Origin of the sequence: Candidatus Vicinibacter proximus (genome assembly GCA_016713905.1) — a bacterium.
Lineage (GTDB): Bacteria > Bacteroidota > Bacteroidia > Chitinophagales > Saprospiraceae > Vicinibacter > Vicinibacter proximus.
In genome coordinates, this window is the sequence record JADJOE010000001.1 from 817,555 (window position 1) to 835,695 (window position 18,141).

Below are 18,141 nucleotides of genomic sequence, written 5' to 3' on the forward strand. Positions count from 1 at the left end.
AAAGTATATGGCTTTAACCAAAGGTTTCTATATTCACCCGATTTAAACTAATTGTTAAAAAATTGGCCATGCTTTTTGTTATCTTATTCAGTTTTATTTTGGGCTATGTACTCATTGTACTGGAGCAGCCCCTCAAAATTGACAAAGCTGTATCGGGGATATTAACCGGTGTTATTTGTTGGGTGTTTGTTTCTATGGCACCGGGACTTGTTGAATCCGGAATGACTCCTGAGTCTGAGATAGGACATCATCTTGGTGAGATAGCCCAGATTTTATTATTCCTGATTGGTGCCATGACCATTGTTGAATTGGTGGATGCGCACAAAGGATTTAATCTATTGTCGGACCTAATCCAAACTAAAAAAAAGGCCAGTTTATTGATAGTAGTGTCCATCATTACCTTTTTTCTATCTGCCGTTTTAGATAATCTGACAACTACCATTGTAATGATTTCATTAATTCGCAAACTGGTACCTGACCAGGAAAGCAGAAAGTGGTATGCAGGATTTATCATCATTGCAGCCAATGCCGGAGGAGCCTGGTCCCCACTGGGGGACGTTACTACTACCATGCTTTGGATTGGTGAAAAGGTAAGTTCCATGGAATTAGTGAAGTTGGTTTTTATTCCATCCATTTTATGCCTGGCAGTACCATTAGCCCTTGCGATACTTTTTACCAACCATTTCAAAGGCCCTGTGATTGCTCAAGAAAAAGATCATGACCATGTCCTTGGTTCCAGTCGTTTTATGTTGATTACCGGTATATTGGCATTATTGTCCGTTCCGGTTTTTAAATTATTAACTCATTTGCCTCCATTTATGGGAATGATGCTAGCGCTCTCAGTGGTGTGGTTAATCTCAGAATTTGTGGATCCAAAGATGGATAATTTTCATGTTGAGGACAGGCATAAGCTTACAGCTAGATATGCTCTCTCCAGAATTGAGATACCCGGGATCCTTTTTTTCTTTGGTATTTTGACTGCGGTTGCAGCCTTGCAATCAGTTGGTTTACTGACTGTACTTGCAACCGGCTTGGATGCGATACTTGGGAATTACAATTATGTCGCTATAATGTTGGGTGTATTGTCTTCGATCATAGACAATGTTCCACTGGTTGCCGCATCTATGGGGATGTATTCACTGCCTGAAGATCATGGATTCTGGCATTTTATCGCTTATGCAGCCGGTACGGGTGGATCTATGCTGATTATAGGATCAGCGGCAGGAGTTGCGGCAATGGGTATGGAGAACCTTCAATTTATGTGGTATCTTAAAAGAATTGGGGGATTGGCAGCTGTTGGATTTCTTGCAGGATCCTTGTGGATGCTTTTGGTTGGAGCTTAAAAGACTATACTAAGAATTTTTATAAATAGATTAAAGCAGCTTGTCAAATACAGGTTGGCTTTAGGGAAAGCGAAAATCGATTGTATTTATATAAGAGGATCGGTTGAGTATTTAAATTGTTGGGATTTCTATATCATGTTCAACAAAAATTGAAAGTTAAAATATTTATCCAATCAACTCTATTATCAATTTTGACCAACAATTCTTGTTGTATTCAATTTTTGGAAGAATTTTAAGTGTTATTAGGAACTGATCTATCCATTTAAAAAATTTAAAATTTAATGACCTTCATCTCAAATCCTCCCGGCAGGGGCAAGGTTAGATTTATAAATCAAGCATTTTATGTGACATGGTCATTGAATTCTATTGGATAGGGTAGATAGATGTCATTTTGATCCATGACTTTGATCATATTTAAGTTTTAAAATTGGACATAAATTGGGAATCCATTCATTAGTCAGGTTTTGAATGTGATTCGTAAATTATAAAAACAAAAATATGAAACTATTTAAAAGTCTAAATTTCTGGGTAGCTTCCACAATTTTGCTCATGATTGGGTATGCTATCAGTTGTACCAAAAATGATCAGGTGTTGGATTTGGGGACTCCCTCTACCAATGAGTTGTATTCGTTAAAAACTTCTGCTGCACCAGCTATTGATGGGTCGATTGATGCTGCATGGGAGAATGCTACAAAATTGAATTTCACTGCAACGGTGCCGGATCCGGGAAATAACCTGTTTAGCGGATACATTAATGAGGGATACAAGGGAACTCTTCGGTCCATGTATGACAATGATTACATATATTTTCTTGCAGAAATCGTAGATGCAGAAAAAAGTGTAAAGTCTGCGCCATGGTATTTTAACCCAACTACAAAGCGATGGGCGCAAGAGCCTACGGCGAGAACATTCAATTCAAGTGGTGTAATGACACGAGAGGGATGGGGAGAAGATAAGTTGGCATTTTTATGGAATATTGATAACTCTACAGCTAAGTTTAATTCACAAACCTGCTATGCGAGTTGCCATATATTTACACCTTATGTGGACTATTCTGTTACACCTGCAGTTCCGAAATCCAATGCAAGTAGTGGTAACCACTATACCAATGGGGTAAATGAAAAATTGGACCAATGGTGGTTGCATCCTAACAGAGGTTTTTTCTTTGACAACATGGATGATAATTATCAAGATTGGGCTGGAGGACCTGCAGTAACTAATTTAGTAGGAGGATCAGGTAATGGTAGACATTTTGATGATTTAGTAGTATCCGGGGCTTCAACAACTTGGCCATTTGCTCCAACATATACCTCCGATGCAACTCAAGGATCTTTTAATAATAGACAAAATTTAAAGTTGGATGACACAGGGTCAGTGGTCACGGTTCCTTTATGGGTAGTGCCGAATGAAAGCAATTATGATTTTATCAAAGTTACTGATACTTTATCAGGAGGAAGAGCTGTAAAAATTACCAATGTTAGTTCAACAGGAATATTGACTTATGTTGGTGGGACAATAGACCCAAGTGTAGGGACAGACTATCAAAGAATTGGAGATCCGGTGACCGGCGGAATTGGCGCGAAAAGTATTCCAGGGGTGATCATTGCTCCGGTATTAAGAGGAAGAGCAGACATTAATTGTGTTTCCATTTTTACAGGATCTGGTTGGATTTATGAGTTTAAAAGACTCTTAAAAACAAGTGATGTTTTAAAACAAGACATTGATTTTACCAAAGGAAAAGATGGAGATCAATTGGCTGACCAACCATTTGGTGTGGCTATTTTCAACAAATCAAATTATCAACATGCAATCAAACCAAATCTGCTTTTGAAATTTGAAAAGTAGTTTTCAACTGTTCGCTTAATTTTAAAAATAAAAACATGTCAAAAAGTAGAATAGTGCTATCCTTTGGGGTCGTAGCTTTCATCGCTTGTTGTCTTCCCGGATGTTACAAAGTTACCACGTTCATTGAAAATAATGGAACTGAAGTTACAGAGGTGGTCAGTTTGACGAAGGATATTCAGCCTGTTTTCAATAACAGCTGCAGTATTAGCGGTTGTCACAATTCTGGTGGCATCAAACCAAACCTTTCAGAAGGCAATTCATATAATTCCTTGTCAAATGGCGGTTATGTGAACACAGGTTCTCCTGAAGCCAGCGGAATATACCTTTGGTTGGCAGGCAAGCGTGCTACGCCTATGCCCCCATCCGGACCTGCGAATCCTTCAAATATCAATCAACTTGTATTAGCCTGGATCAAACAAGGCGCTAACAACAATTAAACTATTATGAAAAACTATCAATATTATTCATCAAAAATCATGCATGCAAGCCATGTATTAATGCTGGCCTTGTTATGTTTTTCCCTGAGCGCTCAGGAAGAGACTCAAGGAATGGAGCCAGGAAGTCAAAAAGCAAAACTGGTAAAAAATACTTTTGAAAGTAATTGGATATTGGACAATCAAAGTGTGATGGTTCCCATCAAGGGGACATTTGAAATGGATATCCAACATCGATTTGGTGTAGTGAACAAGGGGTATGAAGATTTTTATGGGGTATTTGCACCATCGAATATCCGGCTTGGGTTCAGCTATACTTTTATAGATAAATTGCAATTGGGATTTGGTCTGACAAAAGAAAGACTGCAATGGGATTTTAACGCCAAGTATGCATTAATTCGTCAAGCAACGTCCGGAGGATGGCCGTTTAGTTTGACTTATTTTGGAAATATTGTTGTAGATACCAGAGCTAAGGAGAATTTTGTAACCGGAACGGATCGTCTTTCTTATTTCCACCAATTGATATTGGCACGAAAAATTACAGATCGAATTTCCATTCAAGTCGCTCCAAGTTTATCTCATTTCAACAATGTGGAAGGGTATAAAGATGCAGAAGGCAATATCCAGAAGAAATTGGAAAATGATCATTTTGCAATTGCTTTTGGCGGCAGGTTCAAGGTTACAGAAAGTATGAGTATACTGGTAAATTATGACCAGCCTTTAACAACCCACCCTTTGAACAATCCACATCCGAATATTAATTTTGGTGTTGAATTTGTGACCAGTGCGCATGCATTTGAAGTGTTTGTTGGAAACTATTATGGGATAGTACCGCAGAGTAACAATTTATTCAACAAGAATGATTACACTGAGGGGGATTTCCTTATTGGTTTTAATATAACTCGCTTATGGAATTATTAATTAGAGTTTGTTAAAATTATCTTCTTATGGATTTCTAAGGATCTTAATCTGTGATGAATATTTAGTATAATTAAATGGTTAATTTATCTCCACTTTAAGAGCAGAAGTCTAATATACAGTTTTCATAAGTAAGTTTAAAATGGAATTACGGAAGGTTCGCTTTGGGCCTTCCGTGATTTTTTTTATCTAAAGGATCTTGAGAATTGATTGTAATCAATCAGTTGTTTTGCAATTGAAAATTAGCTTTGGTTGGGGTACCTTGACGTATCTTGTAAAAATCTTGCGGGCGCACTTGTTTTGAATGGTCTTTTGCCTTTCATCATGAAATCTTAATGCATAGAATAGGATTCAGGGAATCTACTTGTTTAGTTTCAATGCAATTAATTTTAATTTGTTGCACATTAATTATAATTTTAGGTTCACAATTTAAAAATCAAGTATGGCATTTAAAAATCCATTCCAACTTAAAACAGGGTCCAGCCCGTTGCTCAGAGAATCTATTCTAACCAATCAGGACAATCTTGGAGACGTTATTGGGACAGAGAGAATGACTGTAAGTGGAACCATTAACAGGTCTTTGATTCTGGGGTTCATACTTGTGCTTACTTCCTGTATATCCTATATCATGCCCAATGCTATATTTATGTGGGTAGGCGTAATTGGTGGATTGATATGTGTGATAACCGCGGCATTTAAAACGCAATGGTCGCCCATTTTGGCACCATTGTATGTTGCATTTGAAGGACTATTTGTAGGCACAGTTTCATTCATGTATGCCAGCATGTTTAACGGCATAGTTTTTCAGGCGGTTTCGCTGACTATGGCTGTTTTTTTTCTGATGCTTTTCCTATACAAGTCAGGCATTATCAAGGTCAATAATACTTTCAGGTCCGTAATCATAGGCGCTACAGGTGCTATTGCATTGGTTTATATAGTCACCATGATTTTGGGATTTTTTAATGTTCAGGTCCCTTTTATTTATGGCAATGGTTTATTTGGCATTGGTTTCAGCGTTTTGGTTGTGGGTATTGCTGCGTTTAACCTGATGCTTGATTTTGATTTTTTTGATAAAGGAGAATCGGCAGGTTTACCAAAGTACATGGAATGGTATGCTGCCATGGGGCTTTGGGTGACACTGATTTGGCTTTACCTGGAGATGCTAAGACTATTATCTAAATTGTCCAGTAGGGATTAACGAATAAGCAACTTGATCCAATCCTGGATCAGTTTATTCTACGGACAATTTCAATTGCCTTCCTGCAATCTGTCCAGGAATTCTTCCAGCAGATAAAAATCATAAATGCCAGTGGTTATTTCTTTTCCGGGATGGAAGATCCAGCCGAGAACCTGTTCAGGGTAGTTTTCCTCATCGATGGAAACTGTGGCTAAAGTTTGTTTCAGGTCCGATTCCTGAATGGACTTCAGTAAAGTTAAGTCTGTCAACAAATGAACGGAGGATAAGGTATGGTCTGTTAAATTTGGGATCATGCCGGCATAAAGATTAAGTGGCTGGTTCATTAATAAAACCGAATCCAGAATTCTAAGAAATTCAAAAACTCCTTTTTTCTCTTCATCCGCCGTAAAGCCTATGATACCCGGACCTTCCGTCCAATCTCTGAGTTGATTGATCAGTCTGTTTGCTTCCAGTTGGTCCATGCTGTCGAGATCCAATGCCAGAAAGTCAATTTCTCTTGCTGCTAGATACCTTGCAATGGTCAGGTCTGATACGGGATATGCAATGAGTAATTTTTTCATGGATTGAAGAGGTTTTTAGATAAATCAGGAGAGCTGACTTTAAAAGTTTTTCGATGATGTAGCGATGGACCATGCATCAGGATCATGCTGCGGTGGAATTTGGTTGGGTATGCTTTATTTTGATCCCATCCATATACAGGAAATTCTTCATGGAGGCGAGCCATGATGTCATCACGACTTGTCTTTGCCAAAATAGAAGCCGCCGCAATGGCCTGGTATAAGCTGTCCCCTTTGACCACTGCAAGTTGTGGAATATGGGCGATGGGTATGGTTTTATTACCATCCACCAGAATAAATTCAGGTTTAGGGTTTAATTTTAGCACACAATTTGCCATTGCTTTCAGGCTGGCTCGCAGTATGTTGATTCGGTCAATTTCCTGTGGGGATGACTCACAAATTGCATAGGCCAGAGCTTTATGGACAATTTCTTCTCTAAGCACCCTTCTTTGAAGATCTGATAATTGTTTACTGTCATTCAAGCCCAGGATTGGATTGTCCGGATCAAGGATTACCGCAGCAGCTACGACTGGTCCGGCAAGGCAACCACGTCCTGCTTCATCACAACCTGCTTCATATTTAATTAATTTGTAATATGATTTGAGTTTCACTTGACTTTATTACCGAATTTTATATCTTTGTCCCCGTAAAATTACGCGTATTCCATGAGGTCTCAATTTATCCGATTGCTATTGTTTGTTTTTGTTTTACCCACCCTCAGCATCGGTCAGCACGACTGGCATAAAATCAAGATTTCACTGGAAGGAAAAACAATTCGAGACCTCCAGTATACGGGCCTGGCATTTGATCACGGACAGTATGAACCGGGTATAAGTTTTACCGGTGATTTCACCCATGAAGAAATGGAGAAACTGGAAAAAGCCGGTTTCAAATTAGAAATAGTTGCCAATAAGATATTGATTCAACCGCGCACTCCGGTAAGTTGCGATTCAATTTCTGATGGTGGTCCAGTATTCAAATTACCCAGTAATTACCCATATGGTTCAATGAATGGATTTCCGAATTTAAATGAATTATATGAATCCCTTGATTTGATGCAGGAGCTATACCCCAAGCTTATCACAGTGCGGAAATCTGTTGGAAACTTCCGAACAGAGGAAGGAAATCTGATCTATTATGTAAAAATATCTGATAACCCGGATTTGGATGAATCAGAGCCGGAGATTCTTTATACTGCACTTCACCACGCACGTGAACCGGTAAGTATGTCACAGATGCTTTATTTTATGTGGCATTTACTGGAGAATTATGGACAAGATCAGGAGATAACCAAGTTGGTAAATTCCAGAGCCATGTATTTCATTCCATGTGTAAATCCTGATGGTTATCTGTACAACCAGAAAACCAACCCTGCGGGACAGGGATTTTGGCGAAAAAACAGAAAAGAAGATACAGATGGAGTTGGCGTAGACCTAAACCGAAATTATGGATATCAGTGGGGATATAACGATACAGGTTCATCTCCTTTATGGGGTTCCGAAACTTTCAGAGGAGAGAACGCATTTTCAGAAATTGAAACAAAGGCCATCCGTCAATTTTGTATAGATCATGAATTTCAGATTGCATTGAATTATCACTCTCATGGAGATTTGTTGATTGTGCCTTGGGGATATTCCAGTTTGAATACAGTGGATTCCAGTTTATTTTCTGCAATGGCTACCCAGTATACGCGTTACAACCGTTTCAGAGTTGGGTCTTCCTTCAGTACACTTAACTATGAAGTGAACGGAGTAAGTGATGATTGGATGTATGGAGATGTGGTTTCCAAAAACAAGATCTTTGCATTTACCCCTGAGGTAGGGTATAATTTCTGGCCTGAGCGAAAAGACATTCTTCGAATCAATCAAAGTACTCAGTTTATGAATAAAATGGCCGCATGGAATGCAGGGGCCTGTGCGGAAATGAAAGACCATAGTCCCGAAGTGCTTGCGGTGGACCAAGGTAGTCTTAATGTGTTTGTTCAGCGTACAGGAGTAGCGCAGGCAGCCATTCATGTGGTATGCAGCAGCGATCATCCTAACCATGTCTTCATACAAAACATAATCCCATTTGTCTTAGAGCCCGGAGCCGGTTATATGGTTCCAATTGAATATACTTTGGGTCCTGGATTGAGTCGGGGAGAGGTAATAAATTTTACGATTAAACTGACCACAGGTGATTATGAACAGACTATTCAGGCAAGAAAGGTTTATTGGGGAAATCCTGCCTGGGAAGAAAAATGTTTAGATCAAAACCAATGGATGTCACCAAACAATAATCCACTGGTCATTACAACAGAAAGTTATACCTCCGCCCCTGGTTCTTTTACGGATAGTCCGAATAAAAAACTTACCCCGGGAAGAGAATATCGGATGCGTACAACGGTTCCGATAGATCTTCGTAATGCAGCCAGTGCATTTTTGAGTTTGCAGGCCAAATGGGATTTGAATCCGGAGTCTGATTTTGCACAAGTGCAGATATCTACAGATGGGATATCCTTTGAGCCGATATGTGGTAGATACACTGTGCGGGGTGGAAATTTTCAAGATCTGGACAACCCGGTTTATTCCGGTAGTCAGAAGAACTGGATTGCTGAATGGATTGATCTCAAAAAATACTTAGGCAGAAGTATCTATTTACAAATTTTTGTAAATACCAATTACAGTGAAATACCTTATGATGGCTTTTATGTGGACGATATAAAGTTATTTACCTCATTTTATACTAGCAATCATGAATCTGAGCGCTCGCTGATCCATGTTTATCCACAACCAGCACATGCCTATCTGGAAATCAGGTCAGAGGATATCTTGCCTGCTAAGCTGAATTTAAGTCAGTTGGATGGAAAAACGCTGGAGATGCCTTTAAAACATCTTGGTTCGGGACATTGGCGAATGGATGTGGCAGGTCTGCAACCGGGTGTCTATTTATTGCATTATGTCAATGCCCAAGGGCATCAGGAAATCCAAAAAATAAGTATTCAATAGAAATTATGATACAAGTAAATTTGGCTGCACTACAGCTTAAGGAAGAAAATTCCGGAAGCTGGTGTGGGAGCAGGTCTTTTCTTTCCGGAGAATGGATTTCCAGTTATTCACCGGTTGACGGTAAACTTATTGGAAAAGTAAGTCAAACCGATGAAAAGGAGTATGAGAATATCATTAACGAAGCGCATGAAGCTTTTTTAACGTGGCGGATGGTTCCGGCACCGAAACGTGGCGAGTTTGTACGTCAATTGGGAGAAGAACTCAGAAGGCACAAAGAAGATCTTGGTGCATTGGTTTCCTATGAGATGGGTAAAAGTCTTCAGGAAGGCCTTGGGGAGGTCCAGGAGATGATAGACATCTGTGATTTTGCTGTAGGCCTCAGCAGGCAGTTGTATGGACTTACGATGCATTCGGAACGTCCATTGCACAGGATGTATGAGCAATGGCATCCTTTGGGAGTGGTAGGTGTAATTTCTGCGTTTAATTTTCCGGTTGCTGTGTGGTCCTGGAATGCAGCGTTAGCCTGGGTGTGCGGAAATACAGTGGTCTGGAAGCCCTCTGAAAAAACACCACTTTGCAGTGTAGCTGTGCAGCATATTGTATGTAAAGTGTTGGCACAAAACAATTATCCGCAAAGTGTATCCTGTATCCTAAATGGTGATGCAGTTCTTGGGCATAAATTATGTCAGGATGTTAGAATACCGCTAATTTCGGCAACTGGATCTGCGCGTATGGGAAGATCAATTGGGGTGACTGTAGCAGAACGATTTGGCAAAAGCATTTTAGAACTTGGAGGAAACAATGCGGTCATTATCAGTGAAACTGCTGATCTTAAAAAAGTATTGCCAGCCATTGTGTTTGGGGCAGTAGGAACAGCCGGTCAGAGATGTACTTCTACCAGAAGATTGATTATTCACGAATCCAAATATGCGGAAGTCAGACAGGTGATGCAAAAGGCCTATGGTCAGTTGAGAATAGGCAATCCGCTGGATCAGCAAAACCATGTTGGCCCATTGATAGATAGGCGTGCTGTAGAAATATATTTGAAAGCATTGGAGCAAATAAAAGTTCAAGGAGGTCGCATGTTGGTAGAAGGTGGTGTAATCGAGGGGGCTGATTTCTCCAGTGGATGTTATGTACGGCCATGTATAGCGGAAGTAAAGTCAGACATGAAGATTGTGCATGAGGAAACGTTTGCGCCTATACTTTATTTAATGACTTACAAGACCCTTGATGAGGCCATTTCCATACAAAATAATGTTCCTCAGGGATTATCCTCTGCCATCATGACAGAAAGTCTAAGAGAAGCGGAATTATTTTTATCCGCAACCGGATCTGATTGTGGCATTGCGAATGTGAACATTGGAACTTCAGGAGCAGAAATCGGTGGTGCATTTGGGGGAGAGAAGGAGACCGGAGGTGGTAGAGAGTCCGGATCGGATGCCTGGAAAGCCTATATGCGAAGACAAACCAATACCATAAGTTACAGTGATACCTTGACTTTAGCACAGGGAATAAAATTTGATCTATAGACTGGTTGTTAAAGAAAAAGGGCAAGTCTAAAATCTGGTAAGAAACCAGTCTTGCAAACCGCGTTATGCACAAAAGTTGTCCTGAATGCCAGCTTATAATCCTTGTTCTTTTTTGTCTTGAGAAACCCATTCTATGCATTAGAATTTCTATTCCAAGTCAAAGAATTTTAGCTTTCGCTGTTTCGTTAAATACAAGTATTTCCTCATGCCATTTTCAAATTCTCTATTCTTTTCCTCATGCCGCTTTCGCGGTTCCTTCCCTTGAAGCACTGTCGTGCTTCATTCCGCATTGCGGAAATCGGTCAGTCATCCAGCACCATAGAATCCTCTATGATTTGTCAAAACCAACCCACAATCTTTCGATGTTCATTCACTTAATGAACTGCCGTTCATTACTTTGATGGTAATCAAAGATCGTTCATTCATGGGAGTACTTGTCTTTATTGGTCTTTTGCCTTTCATTACGAAACCCTAATGCATTATATGGGTTAAATCAGTTTTAGCTAAAATGAAAAAGGCCGATCTGAATTTCTCATTTGAAAATTATGTAAGGTATAAGAATCTATTTAATCCTCATAAACTTTACCTGACCAGAAAAAATTTAGGAGAAAATCTCCTGTGTTTTCTTAAACCTCACTTTCTGTTCATGTGGATTGATCTTTTATAAATAATCTGCTTTGATCTTTATTGGATTGTGTAAACATGCAGATTATACCTTGTAGCGAAGATCAATTTGGCTCATCAATTCACTACAAACCTATAATTTTTTATCGATTGATTTTTTGATTCAAGTTTGATGAAATAGAGACCGGGTATCAATGCCTCGATGTTTATTTCATGAGCGGGAATTTCCGTTTTTAACAATTTTCCCTGAAGATTGTACAGAGAAATTTTGTGGTAGTGTTCCGGATTGGTGAGTACAATTTTGTTTGAATGAATTCTGATGTCGGAGTCAGAATAATTTTTTGTGTTTGTTGGAACTCCGGCGTAATCCAAATCCAGGGTAGTACTCCAATGGTTGCAAAAATTATCCGATAAATTAATTTCCACCGGAATTGTGAAAATACCCGGAGTGCCCTCTTTTACTTTTAGGGTAAGTTTAATTTCTATTTCGGAAAGAGAATCAACTGCAAACTTGGAATCTGTAATTTCAAAATAGTTATTTGCAGACTGGGCGATGATGTGTGACAAACTTTTATGCAAACCTCGATTGCGGACTTTTAAAGTGTAGGTCCAGGTATTGTTGTTGATCTGGAGGGGAGAATTGGTTGAAATAACGTCCAGCGATGCTCCTCCATAATTAGCATGTAAAAGATTCATTGGCAGTGTGCTTTCACAATTAGGTATGATGCGTGAAGCTATGGGCCAGAAGCCCTCTGAAGCCAAACCAACTTCAGGAGTGAAAGAAAATATTTTAGATTTTGAAAATTGTTCGCCATACATCCAATCGTCTGAACCACCATTCGCGTTGTACAGAATTTCAGGAGGACTTCCCGGAAGAAATTTATTAGACCGAACATACTCTTGTGCGAATGTTTCGAAATTTTCCTTGTCTTCACATATTTCTTCCGCGTATCCCCATGGATATAAAAGTAAGTTTCCGAAGGTATGATAGTTCAATGCATTCTTGAAATTGTGCGATTTGCAAAAATTCATGATGGCCTTTATTTCCGGCTCGGAACCGGGTGAGGATCCTCTGTAAATTTCCGAATTGCCTTCCGGTGAAGATCCGTCATCATCAAATCCCCATTGGTAAGGATAGTTTCTATTAAGATCGACGCCCACGGTTCCATTAATATTCTTCTTCCTGTTTTTTCTCCAGTTTCCACCACCTGCCGGTCTGTTGGTTTGATTGAAAAAATAACCATCCGGATTAACTACCGGAACAAAATAAAGTTGGCGATCATTCAGCAGGCATTTTATGGAATCATTGCTTTCATAAGATTCCAGAATGTGGTACATAAAATAAATTAATTGCATCATGCCAATTGGTTCGCGTGCATGGTGTAAGGCCGTGTACAATACTTCCGGTTCGTTTTCTTCTTCATTCGGATTATCTGATATTTTCACAGAGTAAATTGGACGGTTTTCGTAAGTGCTGCCGATGGATTTTTTAACTGTGATCAAATGAGGATAATCCTGCGCCATACTGTCCAGCGTTGCATAGATTTCTTCTAAGGTTAAATATCCGCTCATCGAACCTAGTTTAAATCCTTTTGGCACGAAAGAAGGTGTTTGGGTTTCTCTATTTTCTTGCAACAGTTTTGCATAATCTGCTTTAAGGTTTTCCTCATAGTATCCTTCCATGTCAGAGATCAATATTTTTGTATGGAGCAGGTAAGGTTTTATTTTTTCAAAAGTACTTTCCGCAATTTCTGAAATGAATCCATCCTCTGAGGCATAAGTGGCTTCATGATCCAGTTCTTTAAAAATTAAGTTGGCATTGAACTTTGGATTTATTTCAAAATACAGCCTCAGGTAATTTTGAGATTGCCCATTTAAATTTAGGCTTGTAATGAATAGAAGAATTGGAATTAGAAATTTATGCATGAGGGTAAAGGTAAGGAATTCAACTCACCCCAACCCCTCTCTTAAAAGAGAGGGGCTAAATAATTTTTGTTTGGGAAACTAGCTCAGCTCACCCCAACCCTTCTCTTAAAAGAGAGGGGTTGGGGTGAGTAGCAATATGTTTATACTCCTTTATAGTTATGGCATTTGTACACCAGGAATTTTCTGAGCAATTTTCCTTGTTTATTTTTTAGGAGGATGGGAGGTAGTTGTTGAATTTCTTCAAAGTAGTTAAGAAGAATTTCAGGAGTGGTAGAAGAAGGGAAGGTGTCTTTAATTTGTGGTTGAGAATCTATGTACAGGGCGGATTTTGATTTCAATGATGAAAGGTCATTGTCAATGACAGAATATTGTAGTCCGTTTTTTCCTAGGATGTTGGAAGAATATATTTTTTTGTCGAGGTAGTAGTTGAGAATGGCCGTGGTTTTGTAACCATCATCTGAAAAGATGAAGGCATCTTTATGTTGATCTGAAATTATTTTTACTTCCTGGCTCAATTTTTCCCAACCCCACCAGGTATCGTCAGATTTAACGGGGACGGGATAAAAGATGATTTCTATGGCCACTGCAAGATGGAGGAAAACACTGATGATGGTTTGATATTTAAGTTGATTTATGCTCATAAACCTGCTTACAAGTATGATGCCGGAGATGTATGCCGGGAACATCCAATTCAGTTTTACCCAATACAACAAGGAAATCGCTGTGAAGAAAAAAAGGACGGGCAAAGTAAAGCACCATAAAAACAAATTATGATGGTTTGGTAATTTTCTTTTTAGGAGAGTCTTTTTAGTCAAGCGATAGATCAGCCACCAGATAAGAGCAAAAAGTATTGGCAACAATAATGCAGCTTGTGTTGCCAAACTTCCAAAAAAATAATTCCATTTTGGTTGTATGCTCATGATTGCAGAAGCACGGTCATTGGATTGAAACCGGAAGGACATCCAGTCGTGTTGTACATTCCAAATAATGACAGGAGCAATGAAAACTATCCAGACTAGAAAAGCGAGTATAAATTTATAGGAAATGAGATATGGTCTGTATTTCTGAGACAGCAATAAAAACAAGATCAGTCCTGCGGGCAGCATGAGCGCTGTGTATTTGCTGTCAAAGGCTAGTCCCATCGCCATTCCTCCAAGCAACCAATAAATCGTCTTGTCTTCGAAGATGGCATGATAGAAGAATAGAATTGTAAGAGTCCAAAAAAATATAAGCGGCACATCAGGAGTGGTATTGATCATCAACACTGTGAGCATAAGTGTTGAGGCAAATAGTATGACTGACTTTCCGACTACCAGGTTGGAATTGAATTTTTGGCTTAGCTTGAAGAATAGGAAAAGAGAGGCACATCCCATAATGAAGTCTGTGCATTTTATAGACCATACGGAATGGCCAAGCAAGTAGGTAAATCCTCGAAGCATGTATGCAACAGCAGGGGGGTGGTCAAAGTAGGATAAATCCAAATGCTCACTGTAAAAGAAATAATAGGCATCCTGAGGCATTAATCCCATGGTGCATACGATGATCGCACGGAGCAGGAAGATGATGAACAGGAGCCAGAGGATCCAAACGGAACTTCCGTTAAAAAGGAAATATTTACTTATAAACTGCTTCAAGCTCAACTTTCAAATGATGGGTGAAGCTATGGATAAAAACTGAAATCTTGAAAATTGTCAACAAGGAAAAATACATCTATGGAATGCAATGTGTTAAATTTTTGAAGGCTAAAAAACGTACCCATTTAATCCACAGCTTATATTTTCATAATGATCTAAATTTATTTTTCATAGAAGTGTTAAAATATTTGGAAATTTATTTTTTTGATTTATATTTGAATTCCAGAATTAAGTATTTGCTGAGGCATGCCAGCTTTTACGATGAGTTAAAACACCGGACATCAGTTAACATTTGTGCGCTGAAAAAACATGAACTGTGGATTTGTGATCCGCTACCCTACTGCTGAGAAGCGCTCCCGATAATGCTTCACTATGTGTATCGTTCAGATTATCCTAAAAATTTTCCTGTGCTACAGGAAGAAGATATACTATTATGAAAACAATTCAAAAAAGTAATAAGCTATTCAAAAAAAAATGCAATTTTCACTCAAACGAAAAGAAGGGTTTTGAACATGATGTTTGTGATTATGCGGATGAATTATTGCCCTTGGTTAATGGGGAAATTACCTATACTGCTTTCCAGAATGAGCACCGATGGGTAGACAGGTTTCAAGTTTATCATTTACTAACTGAAGCCAATTGTCAGAATCTCAGTAATTCTGTACAACTGTTTATGGATCAGATTACCAATTCAGAAATTGGAAAATTAGTGCTTGTAGAGAGTGGTCTGAATTCATTGGCAATTGAAGCTAATGATCCGAATCAGTTGCTCCTTGACTCTCTTCACATCCTACAAGATATTTTGATCGATCAGCTGAATGCCATGTCAGTAATGAACTGGTTTAGTTGGGACACCATTATTGTTGTGGACCTGACCGACCAAATAAACTCCATACAGCTACTTTTGGATTCCCTGATGGAGATTAATACGGAAGTCAGAAATGGATTGCTGGAGGATCTGATTGATTTCAATTTAAATATATGTGTCAGCACCGCCATCGCAACACAATTGAAGTTTGTCAATGACCTGCAGATTCGTTCCATGATGGACCTTGATTTTGAAATGACAGAGACAGAAGAAAGTGAGCTGTACAATATTGCCATATTGTGCCCGGATGAGGGTGGTTATGCCACTTTAAAAGCCAGAGGGCTGCTGCATCAAATGGGTTATAATCAAGTGTTTGATGACAGGCCATGTCATGAAAGCACAATTCAACCGATCATATTGAAGTTGCCGACTGAGAAGTTAATTGTCCTGCCTAATCCGGTTTATGAAAATGTATGGATCAGCACTTTATCTGGTCAGGCAATGATGGATTTAGTGCTCTATGATCCAATCGGCAGAGAGATATTAAAACAATCAAAGATGGAAGAAAATAATATCTATTTGGATATGTCCGGTTTTCCTTGCGGAAATTACATCTTTCAAGGTACCCTAAGCAATGGGGACTTCGTCAGAACAAAAATAAACATCATCCGATGAGCAGAATCATAATTCAAACAAAGGTAAGGCTGAAAAGGCCTTTCCTTTGTTTTTTATTCATCGTGAATGGTCTTTGGTTACATGGCCAGCAGTACCGTTATGATTACACCTGGTTGATGTCTGATTACACCAGCAATTTGATGGTAATGAAATTTCATAAGCCGGTAGATTCAAATAATATTCGCATAGACTCTGTAAAAAAGGAAATAAGATTTCGGTTTACTAATTCCATGATCAGCAATTCTGCCGGAGAATTGGTTGCTTACAGCAATGGCTGTTTTATCAACCATAGGGAATACGATGTGATGGAGAATGGTGGGGACATAAATCCCGGGAATGTACGGATGGAATCCTGCACCACGGCCTACAATTATTACCCTACCGCAGAGCAGAGCATGGTATTTATACCTGATCCAATGGATATCATGAAGTATTATTTGATTCATAATTCTGCCGTATTGCAAGAAAATCCTCTTAAAGTTTGGACAGATGCCTTGAGATATTCCGTCATCGATATGCGATACAATAATGGTTTAGGCAAAACAATTCCTAAGAATGTTCCTCTGATTAATGACAGTACTACTTTGGCAGATATTGCAGTGGTCAAACATTCCAACAACAAGGATTGGTGGATAGTGGTAAAGAAATTCATCAGAGGATCGTATGATAAATTTTTATTAAGCAATGGCAACTTTCAAATTGTAAACCAACAGGAAATTGGGGATACGACCAATCATTACCAAGATGGGGGAGGAGGGACGCTTACTTTTTCGCCAGATGGATCAAGATTAATCCGATATCATCCATATGACGATGGATTTTTTCTTGTTTGATTTTGACCGTACAACAGGGCAATTGAGCAATTACCAACGGATAGATGTTACAGACAGTTTGGTACTGGATGGAGGGGCGTGTTTTTCCCCTTCGGGAAGGTTTTTGTATGTGGGCACTTATTGGGATTTGTATCAATATGATCTGGAATCCACAGACATAAAAGGGAGTGAGGTACACATAGCACATTATGATGGCTATAAAACAAAAGGAATCTTGCGCGCTATGATTGGACGGATGCAGTGGGGTCCTGACTGTAAAATCTACGTCAATTGCCGGAATAGTATGGATGCCTTGCATGTGATACATCGGCCCAATGAGAAAGGTATAGCCTGTGATTTCAGACCGCATGATTTAAAGTTGCCACAAACACATAGTGGTACTCTTCCCTATTTTCCAAATTACCGATTGGGACTTGCACCTTTATGTGATCCGGAACTTACGGTGTCTGTTAGCGAGGTTCCTGTGTTACCTGAAGTATATGTATTTCCTAATCCTGCAAGAGATAGAATACATATAAGTGTGCGGGAAGTGAGCAGTAATGCAGGGCGATTGCAGATATACAATACAGCCGGCCAAAGAATAAAGGAAAGTGCTATGGTATCGGGTATGAATGAATACGAGATAGAAGTATCGGGATGGCAGTCAGGAATTTATTTTTATGTAATTTATCTGAATGATGGAAGAATGATGAATGGAAAATTTGTGGTGGAATAAATTAGCTTCAAGTTATTGCCATTTTTAAATTATTTCCTACGCGAGATATTTCCTTGAAAAATTCTTTTTGACATGTGGAATGTTTAGATTTGTTCGAAGCATGCCAAGCAGG

14 protein-coding genes are annotated in these 18,141 nt (G+C 39.1%); 10 read left to right on the forward strand and 4 right to left on the reverse strand.

Annotated elements, in window-relative coordinates; genetic code table 11:
- Nucleotides 1–68 precede the first annotated feature (68 nt).
- From nhaD to IPJ83_03295, 5 genes are all read left to right on the forward strand, one after another.
- Entirely contained in the window at nucleotides 69–1,343 is a 1,275-nt protein-coding gene (gene nhaD / locus IPJ83_03275) for a sodium:proton antiporter NhaD (protein MBK7879569.1), read from the forward strand.
- A gap of 498 nt (nucleotides 1,344–1,841) precedes the next feature.
- Nucleotides 1,842–3,188: a hypothetical protein gene (locus tag IPJ83_03280; GenBank protein MBK7879570.1), complete on the forward strand. Its 1,347-nt coding sequence runs from the start codon at nucleotides 1,842–1,844 to the stop codon at nucleotides 3,186–3,188.
- 35 nt (nucleotides 3,189–3,223) lie between these two features.
- Nucleotides 3,224–3,625, forward strand: coding sequence for a hypothetical protein (locus IPJ83_03285; GenBank protein ID MBK7879571.1), 402 nt, complete (start codon nucleotides 3,224–3,226; stop codon nucleotides 3,623–3,625).
- 111 nt (nucleotides 3,626–3,736) lie between these two features.
- Nucleotides 3,737–4,543 (forward strand): hypothetical protein, encoded by an 807-nt coding sequence (locus IPJ83_03290; GenBank protein ID MBK7879572.1) that lies wholly within the window; start codon nucleotides 3,737–3,739, stop codon nucleotides 4,541–4,543.
- A gap of 439 nt (nucleotides 4,544–4,982) precedes the next feature.
- Complete coding sequence (locus IPJ83_03295; GenBank protein ID MBK7879573.1) at nucleotides 4,983–5,738, forward strand: Bax inhibitor-1/YccA family protein; 756 nt, start codon at nucleotides 4,983–4,985, stop codon at nucleotides 5,736–5,738.
- A gap of 50 nt (nucleotides 5,739–5,788) precedes the next feature.
- Here IPJ83_03295 and IPJ83_03300 read toward each other — a convergent pair whose 3' ends face one another.
- Nucleotides 5,789–6,298: a hypothetical protein gene (locus IPJ83_03300; protein ID MBK7879574.1), complete on the reverse strand. Its 510-nt coding sequence runs from the start codon at nucleotides 6,296–6,298 to the stop codon at nucleotides 5,789–5,791.
- On the reverse strand, nucleotides 6,295–6,906 hold the full coding sequence (locus IPJ83_03305) for a ribonuclease HII (protein ID MBK7879575.1): 612 nt from the start codon (nucleotides 6,904–6,906) through the stop codon (nucleotides 6,295–6,297). The genes IPJ83_03300 and IPJ83_03305 overlap by 4 nt, the downstream gene beginning before the upstream one ends.
- A gap of 54 nt (nucleotides 6,907–6,960) precedes the next feature.
- Between IPJ83_03305 and IPJ83_03310 the strand changes: the two genes are divergently transcribed.
- The gene (locus tag IPJ83_03310) at nucleotides 6,961–9,282 is read left to right on the forward strand and encodes an immune inhibitor A (GenBank protein MBK7879576.1); all 2,322 of its coding nucleotides are present in this window, start codon (nucleotides 6,961–6,963) and stop codon (nucleotides 9,280–9,282) included.
- Nucleotides 9,283–9,287: 5 nt separating this feature from the next.
- Nucleotides 9,288–10,814 (forward strand): aldehyde dehydrogenase family protein, encoded by a 1,527-nt coding sequence (locus IPJ83_03315; protein MBK7879577.1) that lies wholly within the window; start codon nucleotides 9,288–9,290, stop codon nucleotides 10,812–10,814.
- Nucleotides 10,815–11,555: 741 nt separating this feature from the next.
- Here the strand turns inward: IPJ83_03315 and IPJ83_03320 are convergent.
- Nucleotides 11,556–13,364 (reverse strand): T9SS type A sorting domain-containing protein, encoded by a 1,809-nt coding sequence (locus IPJ83_03320; protein MBK7879578.1) that lies wholly within the window; start codon nucleotides 13,362–13,364, stop codon nucleotides 11,556–11,558.
- Nucleotides 13,365–13,504: 140 nt separating this feature from the next.
- Entirely contained in the window at nucleotides 13,505–14,998 is a 1,494-nt protein-coding gene (locus tag IPJ83_03325; GenBank protein ID MBK7879579.1) for a glycosyltransferase family 39 protein, read from the reverse strand.
- A gap of 433 nt (nucleotides 14,999–15,431) precedes the next feature.
- Between IPJ83_03325 and IPJ83_03330 the strand changes: the two genes are divergently transcribed.
- Genes IPJ83_03330 through IPJ83_03340 form a run of 3 tightly spaced genes read left to right on the forward strand, consistent with a single transcriptional unit; the run spans nucleotide 15,432 to nucleotide 18,029 of the window.
- Entirely contained in the window at nucleotides 15,432–16,481 is a 1,050-nt protein-coding gene (locus IPJ83_03330) for a T9SS type A sorting domain-containing protein (protein ID MBK7879580.1), read from the forward strand.
- On the forward strand, nucleotides 16,478–17,314 hold the full coding sequence (locus tag IPJ83_03335; protein ID MBK7879581.1) for a hypothetical protein: 837 nt from the start codon (nucleotides 16,478–16,480) through the stop codon (nucleotides 17,312–17,314). The genes IPJ83_03330 and IPJ83_03335 overlap by 4 nt, the downstream gene beginning before the upstream one ends.
- On the forward strand, nucleotides 17,289–18,029 hold the full coding sequence (locus IPJ83_03340; GenBank protein MBK7879582.1) for a T9SS type A sorting domain-containing protein: 741 nt from the start codon (nucleotides 17,289–17,291) through the stop codon (nucleotides 18,027–18,029). Before IPJ83_03335 ends, IPJ83_03340 begins: the two co-directional genes overlap by 26 nt.
- The last annotated feature ends 112 nt before the right edge of the window (nucleotides 18,030–18,141 follow it).

Excerpts from the sequence above, each read along its gene's own strand:
- nhaD (MBK7879569.1), top strand. The coding sequence starts at position 69 with ATGCTTTTTGTTATCTTATTCAGTTTTATTTTGGGCTATGTACTCATT.
- IPJ83_03280 (MBK7879570.1), top strand. The coding sequence starts at position 1,842 with ATGAAACTATTTAAAAGTCTAAATTTCTGGGTAGCTTCCACAATTTTG.
- IPJ83_03285 (MBK7879571.1), top strand. The coding sequence starts at position 3,224 with ATGTCAAAAAGTAGAATAGTGCTATCCTTTGGGGTCGTAGCTTTCATC.
- IPJ83_03290 (MBK7879572.1), top strand. The coding sequence starts at position 3,737 with ATGGAGCCAGGAAGTCAAAAAGCAAAACTGGTAAAAAATACTTTTGAA.
- IPJ83_03295 (MBK7879573.1), top strand. The coding sequence starts at position 4,983 with ATGGCATTTAAAAATCCATTCCAACTTAAAACAGGGTCCAGCCCGTTG.
- IPJ83_03300 (MBK7879574.1), bottom strand. The coding sequence starts at position 6,298 with ATGAAAAAATTACTCATTGCATATCCCGTATCAGACCTGACCATTGCA.
- IPJ83_03310 (MBK7879576.1), top strand. The coding sequence starts at position 6,961 with ATGAGGTCTCAATTTATCCGATTGCTATTGTTTGTTTTTGTTTTACCC.
- IPJ83_03315 (MBK7879577.1), top strand. The coding sequence starts at position 9,288 with ATGATACAAGTAAATTTGGCTGCACTACAGCTTAAGGAAGAAAATTCC.
- IPJ83_03320 (MBK7879578.1), bottom strand. The coding sequence starts at position 13,364 with ATGCATAAATTTCTAATTCCAATTCTTCTATTCATTACAAGCCTAAAT.
- IPJ83_03330 (MBK7879580.1), top strand. The coding sequence starts at position 15,432 with ATGAAAACAATTCAAAAAAGTAATAAGCTATTCAAAAAAAAATGCAAT.
- IPJ83_03335 (MBK7879581.1), top strand. The coding sequence starts at position 16,478 with ATGAGCAGAATCATAATTCAAACAAAGGTAAGGCTGAAAAGGCCTTTC.
- IPJ83_03340 (MBK7879582.1), top strand. The coding sequence starts at position 17,289 with ATGACGATGGATTTTTTCTTGTTTGATTTTGACCGTACAACAGGGCAA.